The 18826-nt window shown below is 49.5% G+C and carries 19 protein-coding genes; 9 read left to right on the plus strand and 10 right to left on the minus strand.

Annotation, left to right across the window (positions count from 1 at the left end; genetic code table 11):
• Positions 1-8: 8 nt before the first annotated feature.
• The 3 genes from O4H47_RS12040 to hflX all read left to right on the plus strand — a co-directional run bounded on the left by O4H47_RS12040 (position 9) and on the right by hflX (position 3255).
• Positions 9-1427, plus strand: coding sequence for a hypothetical protein (locus O4H47_RS12040; protein WP_269394224.1), 1419 nt, complete (start codon positions 9-11; stop codon positions 1425-1427).
• A gap of 164 nt (positions 1428-1591) precedes the next feature.
• The gene (gene hfq / locus O4H47_RS12045) at positions 1592-1840 is read left to right on the plus strand and encodes an RNA chaperone Hfq (RefSeq protein ID WP_269394225.1); all 249 of its coding nucleotides are present in this window, start codon (positions 1592-1594) and stop codon (positions 1838-1840) included.
• Positions 1841-1947: 107 nt separating this feature from the next.
• Complete coding sequence (hflX, locus tag O4H47_RS12050; protein WP_269394226.1) at positions 1948-3255, plus strand: GTPase HflX; 1308 nt, start codon at positions 1948-1950, stop codon at positions 3253-3255.
• On the opposite strand, the gene mazG is transcribed toward hflX, so the two are convergent.
• From mazG to O4H47_RS12095, 9 genes are all read right to left on the minus strand, one after another.
• The gene (mazG, locus tag O4H47_RS12055) at positions 3252-4064 is read right to left on the minus strand and encodes a nucleoside triphosphate pyrophosphohydrolase (protein ID WP_269394227.1); all 813 of its coding nucleotides are present in this window, start codon (positions 4062-4064) and stop codon (positions 3252-3254) included. The two genes, hflX and mazG, sit on opposite strands and share 4 nt — an antisense overlap.
• Positions 4061-4465, minus strand: coding sequence for a DUF1801 domain-containing protein (locus O4H47_RS12060; protein ID WP_269394228.1), 405 nt, complete (start codon positions 4463-4465; stop codon positions 4061-4063). The genes mazG and O4H47_RS12060 overlap by 4 nt, the downstream gene beginning before the upstream one ends.
• Before the next feature lie 354 nt (positions 4466-4819).
• Positions 4820-5632 (minus strand): MBL fold metallo-hydrolase, encoded by an 813-nt coding sequence (locus O4H47_RS12065; RefSeq protein ID WP_269394229.1) that lies wholly within the window; start codon positions 5630-5632, stop codon positions 4820-4822.
• Positions 5629-6405 (minus strand): TatD family hydrolase, encoded by a 777-nt coding sequence (locus O4H47_RS12070; RefSeq protein WP_269394230.1) that lies wholly within the window; start codon positions 6403-6405, stop codon positions 5629-5631. The genes O4H47_RS12065 and O4H47_RS12070 overlap by 4 nt, the downstream gene beginning before the upstream one ends.
• 12 nt (positions 6406-6417) lie before the next feature.
• Positions 6418-7962, minus strand: a complete 1545-nt coding sequence (metG, locus tag O4H47_RS12075) for a methionine--tRNA ligase (protein WP_269394231.1) — start codon at positions 7960-7962, stop codon at positions 6418-6420.
• Entirely contained in the window at positions 7959-9008 is a 1050-nt protein-coding gene (locus tag O4H47_RS12080) for a DNA polymerase III subunit delta' (protein WP_269394232.1), read from the minus strand. Before O4H47_RS12080 ends, metG begins: the two co-directional genes overlap by 4 nt.
• On the minus strand, positions 9008-9661 hold the full coding sequence (tmk, locus tag O4H47_RS12085) for a dTMP kinase (RefSeq protein ID WP_269394233.1): 654 nt from the start codon (positions 9659-9661) through the stop codon (positions 9008-9010). The genes O4H47_RS12080 and tmk overlap by 1 nt, the downstream gene beginning before the upstream one ends.
• Before the next feature lie 42 nt (positions 9662-9703).
• The gene (locus tag O4H47_RS12090) at positions 9704-10870 is read right to left on the minus strand and encodes a D-alanyl-D-alanine carboxypeptidase family protein (protein ID WP_269394234.1); all 1167 of its coding nucleotides are present in this window, start codon (positions 10868-10870) and stop codon (positions 9704-9706) included.
• A 79-nt stretch (positions 10871-10949) separates the two neighbouring features.
• Positions 10950-12086 (minus strand): septal ring lytic transglycosylase RlpA family protein, encoded by a 1137-nt coding sequence (locus tag O4H47_RS12095; RefSeq protein WP_419719620.1) that lies wholly within the window; start codon positions 12084-12086, stop codon positions 10950-10952.
• Positions 12087-12310: 224 nt separating this feature from the next.
• Between O4H47_RS12095 and bmt the strand changes: the two genes are divergently transcribed.
• Genes bmt through O4H47_RS12125 form a run of 6 tightly spaced genes read left to right on the plus strand, consistent with a single transcriptional unit; the run spans position 12311 to position 17905 of the window.
• Complete coding sequence (gene bmt / locus O4H47_RS12100; protein WP_269394235.1) at positions 12311-13309, plus strand: betaine--homocysteine S-methyltransferase; 999 nt, start codon at positions 12311-12313, stop codon at positions 13307-13309.
• A gap of 29 nt (positions 13310-13338) precedes the next feature.
• On the plus strand, positions 13339-14025 hold the full coding sequence (locus tag O4H47_RS12105) for a corrinoid protein (RefSeq protein WP_269394236.1): 687 nt from the start codon (positions 13339-13341) through the stop codon (positions 14023-14025).
• Between the two features lie 9 nt (positions 14026-14034).
• Positions 14035-14649, plus strand: a complete 615-nt coding sequence (locus O4H47_RS12110) for a DUF1638 domain-containing protein (RefSeq protein ID WP_269394237.1) — start codon at positions 14035-14037, stop codon at positions 14647-14649.
• Between the two features lies 1 nt (position 14650).
• Entirely contained in the window at positions 14651-14953 is a 303-nt protein-coding gene (locus O4H47_RS12115; protein WP_269394238.1) for a virulence factor, read from the plus strand.
• A gap of 5 nt (positions 14954-14958) precedes the next feature.
• Positions 14959-15864: a dihydropteroate synthase gene (locus O4H47_RS12120; protein ID WP_269394239.1), complete on the plus strand. Its 906-nt coding sequence runs from the start codon at positions 14959-14961 to the stop codon at positions 15862-15864.
• A 4-nt stretch (positions 15865-15868) separates the two neighbouring features.
• Positions 15869-17905 (plus strand): ASKHA domain-containing protein, encoded by a 2037-nt coding sequence (locus tag O4H47_RS12125; protein ID WP_269394240.1) that lies wholly within the window; start codon positions 15869-15871, stop codon positions 17903-17905.
• 1 nt (position 17906) lies between these two features.
• On the opposite strand, the gene folD is transcribed toward O4H47_RS12125, so the two are convergent.
• Positions 17907-18809 carry a bifunctional methylenetetrahydrofolate dehydrogenase/methenyltetrahydrofolate cyclohydrolase FolD gene (gene folD / locus O4H47_RS12130; RefSeq protein WP_269394241.1) on the minus strand — a complete coding sequence of 301 codons (903 nt, stop codon included), beginning with the start codon at positions 18807-18809 and terminating at the stop codon, positions 17907-17909.
• Between the last annotated feature and the right edge of the window lie 17 nt (positions 18810-18826).

Genomic DNA, 18826 nt, shown 5'->3' on the forward strand with positions numbered 1-18826 from the left:
GCAAGTATATGCCAGCCATTTTTTCAATCTGTAGTTTGGTTTTGGCAGGTTTCTCAGCCTGCTTAATCGCGCCATTTACTGTTGCCGTTATGGGACAAAGCGTCAAACACATTGAAGGATTTGGCCTTTTGTTTGTGTCTTATGTTTTCCTTTCGGTTGTGGTTATCCTTGCGTTCAACCGTCAGGCGTCTCGGTTGTCGCGCGGCGGCATGTTTGTCTTGGCCTGTTGTTGCTGGTTGACCTTGGTTCTGGCCGCAACAATACCATTTGTTTTGCTTGAACGCATGTCGTTCCTTGGTGCTTTTTATGAAGCAAGTTCGGCCGCAACAGCGCTTGGCACAACGTTTTTGGTGCCTGAAACTATTGCCACACCGATGAAAGCATATCGGGCGATTATTGCTTGGTTCGGTGGCTTTTTGACGCTGGCGCTAATTGTTTATGTCTTGAGCCCTTATCGTGTTGGTGGTCTGCCGAACCGCGATTTACGGTTTGTTTTGCACAGCACCGGTTATGGTGGGCCCAAGCTTTTTCGCACCTTGGCAGCAATTGCGCTGCCATATATTGGGCTAACATTTTTGTGCCTTTTGATCTTGTTGATACAAGGCGTGCGACCGCTTGATGCAACCTTGGCCGCCACTGCGGCCATGTCGACCAACGGCTTTTTGCCCACCCAGTCTGGAGGATCGATCTTCAATAATCGTGCGGCCGAAATCACCATGATCGGCTTTATGATGGTCGGCGGCACAAGCATTATTTGGCACCGCATGATTTTTGCTCGACGATTTGAACTGCTTTGGCGAGAACACCGCGAGAGTATTGGGGCAATCGTTTTGATATTGGGCATTGGTGTATTGGTGGCGCTTATTAATGGCCTGACAAGCGATGCACCTTTTGCTTTCTTGCGCCATATTTTTGATGTTGCCTCAACAATGACAACCACAGGCGTCACACACCAAACATCACAAGTTTCCAGCGTACCGTTGTTGTTGGCATTTATGTTGGCAATGGGAGGCGCCGCTACGTTTTCGACGAGTGGCGGGATAAAACTTTACCGACTAGGGATCATGCTGCTCAATTCGCTTTTGCAAGCTCGTCAGTTGGTTTTTCCAAATGCAATCCTGTCGGGACGACTGGAAGAGCGTTTTGGAAGCTCGGGGGCAATCAAGGCGATTTGGAGTTTCTTCTTTCTGTTCATTTTGACCATGTGTTTGGGCATGTTGGGCTTTGCCATTTTGGGGATGTCATTTGAAGACGCGTTCTCTTCATCCGTTGGCAGCTTAAGCTCTGTCGCCAATTTGGTGACCGCGGACGCCGTGCGTGGCGAGCACGGATATTTGATTGGTCTGTGGATTTCTGCCATCGCTTTGGCCGGGAAACTGGAGATTTTGGTTATCTTGGCGGCAATCAGCGATATTCGGCAGCGATAATATCCAAACAGATTGACAGTTCGTGCGCATATGCGTACCCATTTAGGGCGGTGTTTTTATTAACTCTTTGTCCAAACACGGTTGTTGGGACGAGCTTTAGGATATAATCTTGGTACTGAAGGTGATTGTTGCCACCCGATCTACCCAAAAAAGAGGCCCCCAGAATGCCCAATGACAAAAACCAGAACTTGCAAGACTCTTTCCTCAACAATGTCCGGAAAAACAAAATCCCAGTGACCATTTTCTTGGTCAATGGCGTGAAGCTGCAAGGCGTTATAACTTGGTTCGACAATTTTTGTTTATTGTTGCGCCGCGAGTCTCAATCTCAACTTGTGTACAAGCATGCGATTTCGACAATTATGCCTGGCGCTCCAATTCAATTGTTTGATCCAGAGACCAGCGACAAAGGCTAACTGCGCTGTCCAAGAATAACGAAAATGAAACACAGGTTGGTGTAGATTTCCAAAAGGGAACCGCCGGCTATATAGACCGTCGTGTCGAAGCAACACGCGCTTTGTTGGTGTGTCCAGACGTTGCACGGCAGGCAAGTCGTCGCACAATTGAAGCGCGGCTCGAGGAATTCAAAAGCCTCGCGAGCGCGATCAATTTGGACATCATCGATGCGCAAGCGTGGAATGTGCGTGAGGTAAAACCTGCCACATTCATCGGCGGTGGCCATGTGGAAGAGATCCAAAAACAAGTTGAAGAACACAATATCGCTTTGGTGTTGATAGATGCGCAGCTGTCTCCAATTCAACAGCGCAACCTTGAAACCAAACTTGGGGCGAAGGTGCTGGATAGAACCGCTCTGATCCTTGAGATCTTTGGTGACCGCGCAGCGACGCGGGAAGGTGTTTTGCAAGTTGAACTCGCGCATTTGAATTACCAAAGGGGACGTTTGGTGCGGTCATGGACCCACCTTGAACGCCAACGCGGTGGCTTAGGGTTTGTCGGTGGGCCTGGTGAAACGCAAATCGAATCGGATCGACGCTTGTTGCAAGAGCGGGTGACATTGCTCACCAAGCGACTTGAAAAAGTGCAGCGAACCCGATTTGAACAGCGCAAATCCCGTCAGTCTATTCCATTCCCGATTATTGCTTTGGCTGGGTACACGAATGCGGGCAAGTCTACACTTTTTAATCTGCTGACCGATTCTGATATCAAGGCAGAAGATCAGCTGTTTGCCACACTGGATACAACTGTTCGTCGGGCAACATTGCCACATAAGCGCGAAGTGGTGTTTTCTGACACCGTTGGCTTTATTGCCGATTTGCCGACTGATTTGATTGCTGCGTTTCGTGGAACGCTAGAAGAAGTTACTGAAGCGCACGTTGTGTTGCACGTCCGTGATATTGCTAATGACGACTACATGGCCCAGTGCCAAGATGTGAATGATGTTTTAGCTGACCTTGAAGTGACCCCTGAAAAGGTGCCGTTCATTGAGGTTTGGAACAAGGTGGACATGCTGACTGAAGAGCAGCTTGAGCTTCGCCGCCGTCACCGCAGCAAATCAATTCCAATTGTTGAGATTTCGGCCAAGACCGGGCAGGGGCTCGATGAATTATTGGCTGTAATTGAAGTTGAGCTTGGTAAAACAGGCCGTTTTCAGACAGTTATGCTGCCACACAGTGCGGCCCACACGGCTCATTGGCTTTATGATCATGGCGAAGTGCTCAGCGCAGAACCAACCGAAGACGGCAGCGCAATTTGTTATGAAGTGCGCGTGGCCAAAGACAAAATGTCACCGTTCTTGGAAAAATTTGACAAGTTCGTCGTTGAACAGGCAGTTCCAACGCCCGAAAACGCAACAGAAGCAGACGCCGATTAAGGCGTTTGTTTATCTGACTGTCGAATTTCTGACCAAAACTCCTCCAGTTTTTCAAGTCCTGCCTCGGGAAGGGTTATCCCTTCCTGAAGGCAGCGTTTTTCCACGTGGTGAAACCGGCGGATAAACTTATTGTTGGCATTGGAAAGTGCGACCTCTGGGTCGACATTTAGTTTGCGCGCCAAGGAGGCCATTGCAAACAGAAGGTCGCCAATTTCTTCTTCGATTTGGTTTTGGTTTTGTGCTTCGATTTCCCCAGCAACTTCTTGGGTTTCTTCTCGCACTTTGTCCAAAGCACCTTGAGCACTTGGCCAATCAAATCCCACGCGTGCTGCGCGTTTGGCGAGTTTATTTGCCCGTGTCAATGCGGGCAGGGCACGGGGCACATCATCAAGCACAGATGGGTGCTTTCCGGCTTCTGTTGTCTTTTTTACCCGTTCCGATGCCTTAATGTTTTCCCAATTTGTATTGACCCCATCCGCCGTTTCAATTTCCACCTGTTCGAAAACATGTGGGTGTCGCCGGATGAGTTTTTCGCAGATGCCATATACTACGTCACCAAAATCGAACTTGTTGGTTTCATTCGCCATTTGCGCGTAATAAATCGGTTGAAAAAGCAAGTCACCAAGTTCAGATTTCAGATCATCGAAATCTTCTCGCTCAATAGCGTCTGCCACTTCATAGGCTTCTTCGATCGTATGAGGTTTGATCGAGTGGAAGTCTTGCTGCAAATCCCAAGGGCATCCATCCTTTGGATCACGTAGACGGCGCATGATTTCGATTAGCGTAGAAATGTCACGACTTGGTTTCACGAGGCTTTGCTTCTTTTGTTTTGATGGTAGGTGAGCGCAAGGGCAATCATATGCTCCAATTCTTGGTGGCATTTGGACAGATCATTCGGAAGCACCACTTCGCGTGAGCCAACATACTCGAACTCGGTCGGATAGTGCTGTTTGATGTCAGCGATCAACGTGGAGTTACAATTGACATAGAGTGAGATTGTACCGCTGGAGTTTTGGTCAAATCTGATCGTCGTACCCGATTTTGGTTTTTGGGTGAGAAAGCTGATTTGATTCCATTTGAGCGCCTCAATGATAGAACCACAGCCAGTGGTGTTGGCCGCAACAGCGTGCACAAGTTCACGCAAAAAACACAAGGTATTCTGCTGGGTTGCGCTATATTCAGAAATTCTTTGATCGAGTATATCCGGCACGGTGTATGTCTTTGTTCAAGGAGCTTTGTTCAGACATACTACGGCTTTTGCAAAAGCGCCAAGCCCGGCAGAGGTTTTCTTTCGTCTCTGACGTTTGCTCGTATTGCGGCCTGTTCGTATTCGCATAATATATATTATGGAACTTTTTCGTCATTGATCGCTTGGGAATTCACCTAGTGTTGCAGCTTCGCACAGCATACGGCATTTGAGCCGTTCTTATAGATGTTCGATTTTCATAGCCACTGTCGGTGTTATTGCTTGCGTGGTCATTTCCAAATTGTATGCAACGAGGTGCCAATGATGCAGAAGCTTGTGACATCTCACTTAAGGTCGCCAAGTCACAAGGCGTCGCAATTACTGCAATTCGATTGTGAAACCATCATAGGCAGGTTTGATATTTTCTGGCGTCTCATTATTCACGGTCACATAATCAAGGTCGATGTGCATATTGGTTAGATATGCTTGCACGGGCTGCATTTTTTCAATCCAGCGGACAGAGTCATCAAGAGAAAAATGACTTGGATGTGGTGTCCGGCGCAAAGCGTCTATAATCCAGACGTCAAGATTTTTCAATTCGTTGAGTGATGATTTTGGGATGTCTGAGACATCACAAGAATAGGCAAGTTTTTTCACCCGAAAGCCAAGCGAGATTATGCTGCCATGTTCTTGATTAAAGGCGTGCAGGGTGACCGGGCCACCCTCGCCTTCGACAGTTACAGCATCGCCATCATCAATTTCATTTGCATTTAGAATGGGCGGATATGGACTGCCAATAGGTGCATGAAAACAATAGCCAAATGCCGATTTCAACCGTTCTAGCGTTGGTCGATTTGCATAGACTTCAACGCGCTTTCGATCATTGAGCGCAAGTACGCGCAAATCGTCGATCCCGTGGGTGTGATCTGCATGGTCATGGGTATAGAATACAGCGTCAACACTGGTAACACCTGCATCGAGTAGCTGTTCGCGAATATCGCATCCCGTATCAATAACGATGTTCGTTTGGCCGCCAGTTGCACTTGTTGCTGTGATTAGAAGCGCACAACGGCGGCGCCGGTTTTTTCGGTTTTTTGGGTCACAATCGCCCCAATTTCCACCAACGCGTGGCACGCCCCCGGACGAGCCGCAACCCAAAATTGTAACCTGGATTTTTTGCTCAACACTCATTGAGCTGCCTTTGCGAACAGTCGATCAAAATTCGCGGTGGTTTGTGCCGCAAAGGATTGATAATCTACGCCTAAATCCGCAGCTAGATATTCCGCCGTGTGGCGCACGAAGCTCGGCTCGTTGGATTTGCCTCTATGCGGAACTGGTGCAAGATATGGGGCGTCTGTTTCAACGAGCATCCGCTCGATTGGTATGGCGTGTGCGGCATCGCGTATTGCTTGTGCAGACTTGAAGGTGGCGATACCGGAAAATGAAACATAACCACCCAACTCGACGCCAATTTTTGCCAATTCTAAACCCGCGGAAAAACAGTGTAAGACAAATGGGAATGCACCAATTTCAGTTTCTTCGCGCAAAATGTCGATTGTGTCTTGGTCCGCAGAACGGGTGTGGATGACAAGTGGCAATTGTGTCACCCGCGCGGCTTCGATGTGGCGGCGAAATCCTATTTCTTGGGCATCGCGGGGTGCGTTGTCATAGTGATAATCGAGCCCCGCCTCCCCAATCGCAACACATTTGGGGTGTTGTGCCAACTCAATCAGTTGGTCCACGCTAATATCCAGTTCCTCGTCCGCATTGTGTGGATGCGTGCCAACTGAACAGAATACGTTGTCATTTTGTTCAGCGATCAAGCGGATTTGGTCAAACTTTTTTACACGCGTGCAGATGGTGACCATCCGTTCAACGCCAGCGGCCTTTGCGCGCTGCATGACACCGGCAAAATCTTCTTGAAGCGCCTCGAAATCTAAGTGGCAATGACTGTCTACAAGCATGAAATCTGCCCCTTAGGATTCTTTGTCGAAGCGCTTAAACACAGGGGTTGGTGCCGGCAACGCTGTTCCGGGTTGCATCATGTATTGATCGTTCACATGCTCGAACAAGCGCTTGTCCGGCTCAATCGCCAAGAGGTCTAGGAATTTGCCTGCAGAAGCGGGCACGATTGCTTGCGCCTGTATTGCCAAGCGGCGGATGGCCTCTGCGGTCACGTAAAGAACCGTGTTCATGCGCTCTGGGTCTGTCTTTTTCAGTGACCAAGGCTCCGCATTAGCAAAATACTTGTTGGCTTCGCCTACAATGTCCCAAACCGCCGCCACTGCCGCATGTACATGGTTTCTATCTATGGCCTTGCGGGCAACTTGAATGGCATCTTTGCAAGACTTCAACAATGCAATGTCTTCCGGTTTCAAATCGCCTGGCGTTGGCACCTTGCCTTCGCAGTTTTTACCAATCATCGATAAAGACCGTTGTGCCAAATTGCCAAAGTCATTGGCCAAATCCGCGTTGCAACGATTGATGAATTTTTCGCGACCATAGTCACCATCATTGCCAAAGTTGATTTCACGCAAGAAGAAGAAGCGCACGGCGTCGACGCCAAATTCATCAATAATTTCAAATGGATCAACCACATTTCCAAGAGATTTTGACATCTTTTGTCCGTCATTGGTCAAAAAGCCGTGCGCGAAAACGCGCTTTGGCAAAGCAATACCGGCTGACATTAGGAATGCGGGCCAATAGATTGCGTGGAAGCGGATGATGTCTTTGCCAATGACGTGCACATCTGCGGGCCAATATTTTTTAAAGTCCTCACTATCTGTATCTGGATAACCAACCCCAGTCAGATAGTTTGTCAGCGCATCAACCCATACATACATTACGTGCCCCTCGACATTGGGCACGGGAATACCCCAGTCAAATGTGGTGCGCGATATCGATAGATCGTTCAAGCCAGACTTTACAAATGATGTGATTTCATTCTTGCGAGATGCGGGGCCAATGAAATCTGGCTGTTTTTCATAGAGCTTGAGCAGGCGATCCTCAAATGCAGAAAGACGGAAGAAGAAACTTGCTTCTTCTACCCATTCAACAGGTGTGCCTTGGGGCGATAGTTTTTCGTCCCCCTCACCTTCAAACAATTCGCTTTCGTCATAATATGCTTCGTCGCGAACAGAGTACCAACCTGCATATTTGCCTTCGTAAATATCGCCGTTTTCAAGCATTCTATCCCAAATGGCCTGGCTTGCTTTGTGGTGTCGCTCTTCCGTTGTGCGGATGAAAACGTCATTGGAAAGGTTTAACGCCTCTGCCAACCTGCGGAACTGAGCAGAGTTTATATCAGCAAGCTTCTTAGGTGAAATACCTTGCGCTTCAGCGGTTTGGGCCATTTTGATGCCGTGCTCGTCGGTGCCGGTCAAAAACCGCACATCATATCCATCCAAGCGCTTGAAACGCGCCATGGCGTCCGTGCCTGCCATTTCATAGGCATGGCCGATGTGTGGAACGCCGTTTGGATAATGAATTGCTGTTGTGATGTAATAGGTCTTGTCGGTCATGTGCTCGGTTCAAAGTTTATTGGCGCTACGCGATCTAATTCGCAAATCGCGTCCAATATCATGATTATTGTTTGTTTCTTGTCGAGGTTGTAAACGGCCTGATCTCTTAGCTGCTCGCCCGTCTTTTCCCACACGGACATTGCCTTGGCAAGCGCAGGGTTGTTCTTGTCGGTCAGCGCGAGATGTTTAATGCGCCAGGCAATTGCATTTTCCAGCATTTCTAAGGCCATCGGCCAAATTGCCTCGTCTTTTGACTGGGCGATCGAAGCGCCCAACTGCATCAATTGCGCGTCATTTGAAAGATTTGGCTGTGCCAACCAATTTCCAAGCGCTTGAAGTGTTGGGTCGGATGACGCCATAACCGCTTCTAACGCTTTGCGCGGCCGACCACGCGCAATTTCCAAAATTGAAGGCAGTTGCGCTTGCGCGTCTGGCCCAGCAATTTGACCGACAACTGCAGAAACATCTTGATCCATCAAAACGCCCAACCGGAGCAATCGGCAACGTGACCGAATGGTGGGAAGCGTTTTCCCCAATTGGTTGCAAATCAACAAAAACAATGCATTTGCAGGCGGTTCTTCAAGTGTTTTAAGAAGCGCGTTGGCGGCGTTTGCGTTCAGGTCGTCGATGCTGTCAACAATACAAATACGCAATCCCTTGGTGGCGGCACTTGTTTGAAAGAACCGCATTGCGTCACGCACAACGTCTACGCCCGTATTGGCTGCGTATTTTCCTGTTTTATGATTGAACGCGCGACGAATGACTTTAAGGTTTGGATGGCCACCAGTGGCAACCATTTCCGCAACGCGTTGCTCGGTTTCATTGCCGGAAAGGCTGAAAAGCTTGCGCGCAATATCAAATGCAAATGTGGCTTTTCCGATACCCTTTTGGCCAGCGATCAACCAAGCATGGTGTAATTTGCCGCCCTGATATGCTTCCAATAACTGACGCTGTCCATCACTATGGCCAAACAGTTTTTGTTGCATTTCAGGGGGCGGAACGCCCGGCAATTGGTCAGCATGTGCTGGATATTCTTTTTCCGACATTATGCGACCAATTCAGGAAACTTGGCTGTGACTTTTGCCCAAATGTCATTTTCCATGTCATTGACGTTCTGCGTGCCATCGACAACCACAAATCGACTTTCATTCGCCCGCGAAATATCGAGGAAATTTCTGCGTAACCGGCGATGCCACTCTATGTTTTCTTTTTCGTAGCGATCAGGGGGCAAATTCAACCCATCCTCCGCCGCGCGTTTGCGAACCCGTTCGAATGCTAGTTCAGGGTCCATATCAATCAATATGGTCAAATCTGGCGTTGCACCGTTCAGTGCCAAGGTTTCTAAAGCATCGATAAGCTGGTCAGGCACGCCGCCGGTCAATCCTTGATAGGCACGTGTGCTGTCGCAAAACCGGTCTGAAAGGACCCATTTTTCACTTTCAAGATTTGGCTTAATCATTGAATTGACGTGATCCAAACGTGCGGCTGCAAAAAGGATCGCCTCTGCACTTGGTCCCCATTGTTCGGACTTGCCTTGCAGTAGAAACGAACGGATGGCTTCAGCGCGTGGGGTACCGCCGGGCTCGCGCGTGCGTACGGCTTCAACGCCATGCTTGACCAAATTGGCCACAAGGCGTTTGATTTGCGTTGATTTTCCAACGCCCTCTCCGCCCTCAAATGTGATGAATTTCGCGGTCATTTGAGTGGGGTGAACCTTGTCGTTTAAAGGCAAAATCTAGACTTAGATCCAGCCGAAAGCCAATTCTTTAAGTGCATCTGTCGCACGACGGACAATACCGCCCTGCTCGATTGTTTCCGCTGCATACAAGGGTGAAGACTGGATAAGCTTATCGTCACACCATACTTGCAGCGACGCAACCTGTTGACCACGGTCCACGGGCGGAATCAATGGTCCATTGTACACAATCTTTGCAGAAAGACAGCGTTTTGAACCTTTTGGCACATAAAGGTCGATTTGTCCTTCACCCGTCAAGCCGACCTTCGGTTTTTCCCCGCCATAAACCGGGATTTCAGCGACAATCTGGTCTTGGTCAAAAGCTTGAATGCGTTCGAAACTTCTAGAGCCCCATGTCAACAGTTTGCGCGCTTCTTCAGTCCGCTGTTTCTTGCTTTCCATGCCGTGCAGAACGGCGATTAAACGTCGACCATTTTCTGTTGTACTTGCCACGATGCCATAGCCAGCGGATTCGGTGTGCCCTGTTTTTAGCCCATCAACGCCAATACCGTCGTCGAGCAATGTGTTGCGATTGCCCTGATTGATGTTGTTCCACTCAAAACTTGGCTCAGAGAAAATTGAATAATATTCGGGGTAGGTTTTAATAATATGTCGAGCCAGATTACCTAGATCACGTGCGGTCACATGCATTGTAGGGTCAGGAAGACCTGTCGAGTTTGCAAAATCAGATCTTTGCAAACCGATATCCTTGGCCATTTCATTCATCATGCGAACAAATGAGAGCTCTGTGCCACCAATGGCCTCTGCTAAGGCTATGCTTGCATCGTTTCCAGATTGAATGATGACTGACTTTACAAGGTCACCGACACTGACTTTTGAATCCAATTCCGCAAACATGGTTGAACCGCCAGAGGCAGCACCGCCTTCTCGCCATGCCTTTTCCGAAATGAAAACCTCGTCGTCTAGGCTCAAGCGCCCCTTTTGAAGCTGATCAAAAACGACTGCAATTGTCATGAGTTTTGCCATGGACGCGGGTTCCATGCGCTCATCTGCGTCTTTTTGGTACAACACGGTGCCCGAGTTATAGTCCATCAAGACGGCAAATTTTGCTTTGGTATTGAACTCTACTTGTGCGAACGCGGGCAGGCAAAACAAGAACAACAACGCAAGGACTGCTTGCGCAATTCTGCCTGAACGACAACTGGTGGCCACTGTATACTCCTCACCGACCTGCACAGGTCCTCCCCGCAGGTTCACCTGAACACAACTTGTATTCGGTCATAGAGATTTATTACAGCACGAAGTCGCTTAGGCCAAGTCGTTGCGTGAGATCATTTATGTCTTGCTTGGAAACGCCGGGACGGAGATTTTCGAGAAACACCTGCGTTGCTGTCACGCCGTTCAGATTTGTGGGGCGCAAATCAACGATAGCAAGAAGAGCGAGTTCTTGTCCCACTTGGTGCGCTGATTCAAGCGATTTAAATACACCAACAGACCGGTTCACGTCGATGAACCCATGTTCTGCAGATTCGCGCCAGACACCGAGTGCATCAGGCACAGCACTCATATTCTCAATTGCAAGGTGGGCTGCATTGACAGGTTCATTTGAACTGTTCGCATAAGAGGAGACCAATAAGTCGAACGTGGATTCCTCAAAACTTGGCATTTGTGTCATCACGGTTCGCGCTGGCGGGGTCGGCACAAAGGATTGTGCCTGCACGCTAAGCTGATCACGCGACACGCTGGCGAGTTTTGTTCCGCCGGCAAACGCTAATTGTGTGCGACCTCGTTCCAAATCTGTTTTTTTGTTTATGCTGGCCAAAAGGAAACGCGTATCATCACCATCAATTGGTGCTTTGCCCACATATTCCACACGCACTTTTGCTGTACCCTGTTGCTTGAACTGCAACACATCTGCGGTTTTGCTCGACAAATCGATCAATCGACCGTGTGCAAATGGTCCTCGATCATTCACACGCACCAACGCAGATCGACCATTCGACATGTTGGTCACACGGACATAGGAAGGCAGCGGCAGGGTTGGGTGCGCGGCGCTGAGCATGTTTTGGTCGTAGATTTCACCGTTGGCTGTCAGACGGCCATGAAAATTTGGGCCATACCAGCTCGCGGTGCCAGTTTTGTCGTAGTTTGGCTGTACTTTTGGCTCATACCATTTACCAGCAACCTTATATGGCTTGCCAACTTGGTAACGACCCCCACCCTTTTTAACTCGCGACCCAGTTGTGAGCCTTGGAGAAGCGCCGACGCCATACTCAGAGGACGAAAACTTCGTCTTGTTATTGATCAGCGGATTTTTGAATAAGCTGTTGCTGCCGCCACATGCTGCTAACACGGGCGCTGCAAGACTAAGTAAGACTGCCACGCGAACGTGGGATTTAAGCTTTTTAAGAATCATAATTACGTACACAAAACTTCCAACCGATATGACCAATTTTATACAGTCTTTTGGGGTGCAATTACCAATGACGATCGACGGCATGGTTGCTGCAAGCTTAATTTTCTCGTTCTTAACTAGAAATAAGGCGAACTTGTGTCAGGATTTTGGACAACTCAGGATGATATAAAGCTTTCTTTATATCTAAATTGTGTTATTAGAACCAACAAGATGACTTTGGAAAGCGACAGCCAACAATGAACAAACTTCAAAAACTGCTTGATGAGCGCGGCATTTTGCTTGCTGACGGGGCAACTGGGACCAACCTAATCCCGATGGGTCTTGATTCTGGACAGGCACCTGAAGCTTGGAATTTTGACCATGTTGATCGCATCCAAAAGCTGCACCAGTCGTTTATTGACGCGGGTTCTGATATATTGGTGACCAATAGTTTTGGTGGCACGGCGCGTCGTTTGCACCTGCACCAACTTGATGACCGGGTGGTTGAAGTTAATGAAGCTGCTGCCACAATTGCTGGTGATTTGGTTGCAAACTCCGGTCGTGAGATTGTTGTTGCTGGGTCCGTCGGACCAACTGGCGATTTGTTAGTGCCCTTGGGCGAATTGACGTATGAAGGTGCAGTTGAGGCCTTTATTGAGCAAATGACGGGCCTTAAAAAGGGTGGCGCCGATGTGGCATGGATTGAAACCATGTCCTCACCTGAAGAAATTGACGCAGCCATTGAAGCGGCTAATGAAGTCGGCATGGATTATGTGGTGACTGCAAGCTTTGACACTGCGGGCAAAACCATGATGGGCTTTTCTCCAGCGGATTTCGGCGATGCCATGCAGGCTAAGCCGACTAAACCCGTTGCTTTTGGTTCAAACTGCGGGGTTGGAGCTTCTGATTTGTTGGTTGCAGCAATCGACCTTGTTGCCCACTCTGGCGGCATTCCCGTCGTTGCTAAAGCAAATGCTGGCATTCCTAGAATCGCGGGTGACAAAGTTGTTTATTCAGGATCGCCCGAACTTATGGGTGACTATGCTAAATTGGCGATGAACCTGGGCATTTCAATTATTGGGGGTTGCTGCGGCAATAGCCCGGCCCACGTTAAAGCGATGGCGGATGCTGTGCGAGAGCACAATGGTGGTGATGCACCAACTGCCGAAGAAATCATAGAAATCCTTGGACCTCTGGTTTCTCCAAAAACTGACAAAACGGCTGACCGCTCGAACCGTCGCCGCAAACGTTCTTAAGATTTGAGTTGCAGATAGGGATCTGAATTATGGCTGATGATGAAGACGATATCATTCTTTCTGAGTTGAGCGACGAAGAGCTTTCCGAACAGATGCAAGACGACCTTTATGATGGCTTGAAAGAGGAAATCATTGAAGGCGTTAATATCTATCTTGAGCGTGGCTGGGCGCCCTACGACATTCTGACTAAGGTTTTGGTTGTGGGCATGAAGACCGTTGGCGACGATTTCCGCGATGGAATTTTGTTTGTGCCAGAAGTTTTGCTTGCGGCCAACGCCATGAAGGGCGGCATGCACATATTGCGCCCTCTCCTTACCGAAACCGGAGCACCCAAAATGGGTAAAATGGTTGTCGGCACCGTCAAGGGCGACATCCACGATATCGGTAAAAACCTTGTGGGCATGATGATGGAAGGCGCGGGCTTTGAGGTTATCGACCTTGGCATTAACACCGATGTTGACCAGTTCCTTGCCGCTATTGAAGAGCATAAACCTGATATTTTGGGGATGTCGGCACTTTTGACCACCACGATGACCTATATGAAAGTGGTTATTGAGACGCTTAAAGAAAAGGGCGTTCGTGATGACCTTTTTGTCATAGTTGGTGGAGCGCCGCTGAACGAAGAGTTTGGCGAAGCGATTGGTGCGGACGCTTATTGTAAGGATGCAGCGATTGCTGTGGAGACGGCAAAACGCCTTGTTTCGCAGGCTGCATAGATTGGCCAAATGGACGACCAAAATACATTTGCGACAGCGATAAGAAAAACCGGCCTCGTGGCCTGCGGTGCCCTTGCGCGCGAAATTCTGGCTATACAAAAACAACTCGCTCCCGATCTGTTTGACGTGCGTTTTCTGCCTGCAGGCTTGCACAATAAACCGAGTGAAATACCAGCAGCAGTTGATGCGGTTTTGGCTGATATGTCGACAACTTGCTCGCAACTTTTGGTCGGTTATGGTGATTGCGGAACGGCCGGTCGACTTGATCAAGTCCTTGAAAAGTACAATGCTTCACGGATTGAAGGCGCGCATTGTTATGCATTCTACCTTGGTTTAGAGCAATTTAATCAGTTGCAAGACAATGAGCCGGGTACCTTCTATTTGACGGATTTTCTGGTCCGCCAGTTTGATACATTGGTGTTCAAACCCCTTGGGTTGGACCGACATCCGGAATTGCTTGAGGCCTATTTCGGCAATTACACGCGGCTTGTATATTTGGCGCAAAGTGAAGACCACGCTTTGGTGGAAAAGGCAGAAGATGCCGCCGCCCGTTTGGGGCTGCGGTTTGAACACAAAAAGACGCAATTTGGATTGCTCGGCGATTTCTTGAAAGGGGCAGCTTAACATGTCCGTAGTTGTTATTTATTGGCGTGATATTCCAACTCAGGTCACTTTTGGCAAAGGCCGCAAGGCCATCAAACGCCCCCTCGCCGACCGTTTTTTGGTTGCTGTAGACAAGGCAGCAATGGAAAGCGGCGCTGAAGATACTGATAGCTATTTGGAAGAGTGGCGTCGCGCAACAATCGATATTGGGGATGAAGCGCCTGCTGAAGCGGTTGAGCGCATCGCGAACGAGCTTGAAACGCAATTCCCGACAAAAATCTTAGCAGACATCGCCCGCAACGGCGGCAACACACTAAAAGGCTAGCATCCATGACCGTACGTACAGTTTTATCATCCCCGACCAAAGAAGTCGCGATTGGCTTTGACCAACCTTTCTGCGTGATTGGAGAGCGGATCAACCCAACTGGACGCAAAAAACTCGCCGCAGAGATGAAGGAACATGACTATACAACCGTGCAGGCCGATGCGTTGGCGCAAGTTGCGGCGGGTGCACACGTTCTTGATATCAACGCTGGCGTTCCGTTAGCGGATGAGCCAAAAATCTTGGCCGAATGTATCCAGCTGGTGCAAAGCCTAACCGATGTTCCTATTTCAATTGATAGCTCGATTATTGATGCGCTTGAGGCCGGTTTGGCTGTTTATCAGGGCAAGCCACTTGTGAATTCCGTAACGGGTGAAGACGAGTCCCTTGAGCGCGTTTTGCCGCTGATCAAAAAATATGGCGCTGCAGTTGTTGCCATTTCAAACGACGAAACGGGCATTTCGACTGATCCAGATGTGCGCTTTGCCGTTGCCAAGAAAATTGTTGAGCGTGCACAAGACCACGGTATCCCAAAAGAAGACGTGGTTGTCGATCCGCTCGTGATGCCAATTGGCGCGATGAATGATGCTGGTCGTCAAGTATTTGCGCTACTTCGGCGTTTGCGTGAAGAGTTGAAAGTCAACACCACCTGTGGTGCATCAAATGTGGGTTTTGGCATACCAAACCGTCAGTTGATGACGGGTCACTTCATCGCTATGGCTGCGGGCCACGGCATGACGTCAGCAATCATGAGCCCATTGCACAAAGAGCAAATGGATGCAGTTCGTGCGGCAAACGTATTGAACGGGTTGGACCCGGATTGTGCCGAATGGTTGCGTGCAAACAGACCTGTGGTTGAAGGCGAAGAAGCTGGTGGTCGTGGCCGTCGCTCCGGTCGTCGTCGTCGGGGATAATTTTGTGAACGCTCAACAAAAAGATGCATTGGTTGTTTTTCAACCATCCGGCCGCAAAGGGCGCTTTCCGGTGGGAACGCCGCTGCTTGATGCTGCGCGAGAGTTGGGCGTTTATGTTGAAAGTGTTTGTGGCGGACGCGGCATTTGTGGCAAGTGCCAAGTGTCTGTTGCTGAAGGACATTTTTCAAAACTCAATATCGAAAGCCGCGAAGACGCGCTTTCTGAAAAAGGATTTAAGGAACAGCGCTATGCCGAAAAACGTGGGTTAGAGGACGGGCACCGCCTCTCCTGTTCAGCCACTCTGCAAGGCGACGTTGTTATTGAAATTCCTGATGCATTCAAAGTTGCTGGGCAAACCATTCGCAAAGATGCGGACACTATCGGCATGGTTCGCCAACCTGCTGTTCGGCTCTACTACGCTGAAGTTGAACAGCCTGATATGCACAACCCGCTAGGCGATGCGGATCGGCTGATCAAAGCGATCAACGAGCGTTTTGATCTGGGTACGATCACCATGGCGCATCACTTAAAACGCGATTTGCAAAAGCTGCTGCGTAAGGCAAATTGGGAAGTGACCGTTGCAATTCACAACCCCGAAACAGCACCTGAAATTGTCTCAATTAGTCCCGGTTATTCTGAGAATGTATCGGGACTCGCTGTCGACATCGGTTCCACCACAATTGCCGCGCATTTGACCGATTTGATGACGGGTGAAATTCTCGCGTCAACTGGTGTTGCCAACCCGCAAATTCGGTTTGGCGAAGATTTGATGTCGCGCGTTTCATACGTGATGATGAACGACAACGGCCAAGAAAACTTAACTAACGCTGTGGTGAAAGCCATAAATGGTTTGGTTGACCAACTTCTTGAAATTACAGGCAAAGACCGCGCGGCCCTGCTTGATGCGGTGTTTGTTGCAAACCCTGTGATGCATCATCTTTTTCTTGGTTGGGACCCCACCGAAATTGGCCAAGCGCCTTTCGCTTTGGTGCAGTCTGAAGCCATTCATTGCCGCGCATCTGACATTGGTTTGAATATGCCTTTGGGCGCTTCTGTCTACCTATTACCCCTCATTGCGGGCCATGTAGGTGCAGATGCGGCTGCGGTGTTGTTGGCACAGCATCCCGAAACAGAATCTCACCCCACTTTGGTGGTTGATGTGGGCACAAATGCAGAAATCGCATTGTGGGACGGCACACAGCTTTTGGCGGCGTCCTCGCCGACCGGACCTGCATTTGAAGGGGCTGAAACCTCGTGCGGCCAACGCGCCGCGCCCGGTGCTATCGAACGCATCCGGGTTGACCGCGAAACACTAAAATGCCGATATAAAATTATTGGTACCGAAGAATGGTCTGACCATGATGAGTTCGGCGTGAAGTCAAAAGAAACTGGCGTCACTGGAATTTGTGGTTCGGGCATTATCGAAATCATCGGCGAGATGCTTCTGGCGGGAATACTGACCCAAGACGGAATTATTCGCTCGCCACAAAATGAACCCGAAGAAGCTGTTCTGAAACCAAATGGGCGCACTTGGAGCTTTATTGTCAACGAAGGCACGCCACATATTGAGGTTACTCAGAATGACGTGCGAGCGATCCAATTGGCAAAAGCGGCGCTTTATGCTGGCGTGAAATTGCTGATGCAAAAATCAGGCATCACAGAAGTTGGCGAAATACGATTGGCTGGCGCATTTGGGTCCTATATCGATCCAGCTTACGCCATGCTTTTGGGCCTGGTCCCAGATTGCGCGGTCGACAAGGTCAAAGCTGTCGGCAATGCCGCTGGACAAGGCGCGTTGATCGCACTGCTCGACGTCAACGCACGAAAGCGAATTGAAGAAACAGTTCAGCAGGTCACTAAGGTTGAAACCGCGCTAGAGCCAGCGTTCCAAGACCTGTTTGTTGCCGCGATGGGCTTGCCCAACAGCCAAGATGAGTTTGTGCGTACACGTGCCCATTTCGACATGCCAGCATTTGTTGCACCAGAAAACGGCACCGATGGCGGACGACCGCGCCGACGCGGCCGCAATCGCGCGCGCTGATTTAAGCCGTCAAATCGCTTGGTGGGGTTAGTCCGTTTGCCAAGCAAGCTGTTGTAACGGTGTTGGCCAACAGGCAAGCGATGGTCATCGGCCCAACGCCGCCAGGTACTGGTGTGATGGCACCAGCAACTTCAGCTGCGGCCTTGTAGTCGACATCACCAACCAACCGGAACTTGCCTTCTCCACGCTCTGGCGCCGCAATGCGGTTGATGCCAACGTCGATAACAGTTGCGCCGGGTTTAATCCAATCGCCTTTGACCATTTCTGGTCGGCCAACGGCCGCAACAACAATATCTGCTTGCGCACAGATTGCGGGCAGATTTTTGGTACGAGAATGGGCAATAGTGACTGTGGCGCTGTCGCGCAAAAGCAATGCGCCCATTGGTTTACCCACAAGGTTTGAACGCCCAATAACCACGGCGTTTAACCCCGTAAGATCTCCCAATTCATCGCGCAGAAGCATTAGGCTGCCTAAAGGGGTGCATGGCACGGGGCCGGGCAAGCCGATGGCGACTTTGCCAACATTTTCTGGGCTGAAGCAATCGACGTCTTTGGCAGGGCTTAAAGCATTGATGATCTTGTTTTCATCAATGTGTTTTGGCACCGGCAATTGGCACAGGATACCGTGCACATCGTCACGATTGTTGAGTTCTTCAATAAGGGCGAGAACTTCTGCCTCTGGCACGTCGGCGGCCAACTCATACTTAAATGAGTTCATGCCAACTTCTTTTGTCTGCTTTGCCTTATTGTTCACATAGACTTGGCTTGCGGGGTCGTGACCCACGATAATCACGGCAAGTCCCGGCGTTATATTGTGTTCAGATTTTAAGCGCTCAACGTGATCTGCAATCCGTTCGCGCAGTCCTTGTGCAAACGCTTTCCCATCAATAATCTTTGCTGTCATTTTGCACCCCAGAGTTT

This window comes from Maritalea porphyrae (assembly GCF_027213965.1).
Classification (GTDB): domain Bacteria; phylum Pseudomonadota; class Alphaproteobacteria; order Rhizobiales; family Devosiaceae; genus Maritalea; species Maritalea porphyrae_A.

Excerpts from the sequence above, each read along its gene's own strand:
- O4H47_RS12040 (WP_269394224.1), top strand. The coding sequence starts at position 9 with ATGCCAGCCATTTTTTCAATCTGTAGTTTGGTTTTGGCAGGTTTCTCA.
- hfq (WP_269394225.1), top strand. The coding sequence starts at position 1,592 with ATGCCCAATGACAAAAACCAGAACTTGCAAGACTCTTTCCTCAACAAT.
- O4H47_RS12065 (WP_269394229.1), bottom strand. The coding sequence starts at position 5,632 with ATGAGTGTTGAGCAAAAAATCCAGGTTACAATTTTGGGTTGCGGCTCG.
- O4H47_RS12070 (WP_269394230.1), bottom strand. The coding sequence starts at position 6,405 with ATGCTTGTAGACAGTCATTGCCACTTAGATTTCGAGGCGCTTCAAGAA.
- metG (WP_269394231.1), bottom strand. The coding sequence starts at position 7,962 with ATGACCGACAAGACCTATTACATCACAACAGCAATTCATTATCCAAAC.
- O4H47_RS12080 (WP_269394232.1), bottom strand. The coding sequence starts at position 9,008 with ATGTCGGAAAAAGAATATCCAGCACATGCTGACCAATTGCCGGGCGTT.
- tmk (WP_269394233.1), bottom strand. The coding sequence starts at position 9,661 with ATGACCGCGAAATTCATCACATTTGAGGGCGGAGAGGGCGTTGGAAAA.
- bmt (WP_269394235.1), top strand. The coding sequence starts at position 12,311 with ATGAACAAACTTCAAAAACTGCTTGATGAGCGCGGCATTTTGCTTGCT.
- O4H47_RS12105 (WP_269394236.1), top strand. The coding sequence starts at position 13,339 with ATGGCTGATGATGAAGACGATATCATTCTTTCTGAGTTGAGCGACGAA.
- O4H47_RS12110 (WP_269394237.1), top strand. The coding sequence starts at position 14,035 with ATGGACGACCAAAATACATTTGCGACAGCGATAAGAAAAACCGGCCTC.
- O4H47_RS12115 (WP_269394238.1), top strand. The coding sequence starts at position 14,651 with ATGTCCGTAGTTGTTATTTATTGGCGTGATATTCCAACTCAGGTCACT.
- O4H47_RS12120 (WP_269394239.1), top strand. The coding sequence starts at position 14,959 with ATGACCGTACGTACAGTTTTATCATCCCCGACCAAAGAAGTCGCGATT.
- folD (WP_269394241.1), bottom strand. The coding sequence starts at position 18,809 with ATGACAGCAAAGATTATTGATGGGAAAGCGTTTGCACAAGGACTGCGC.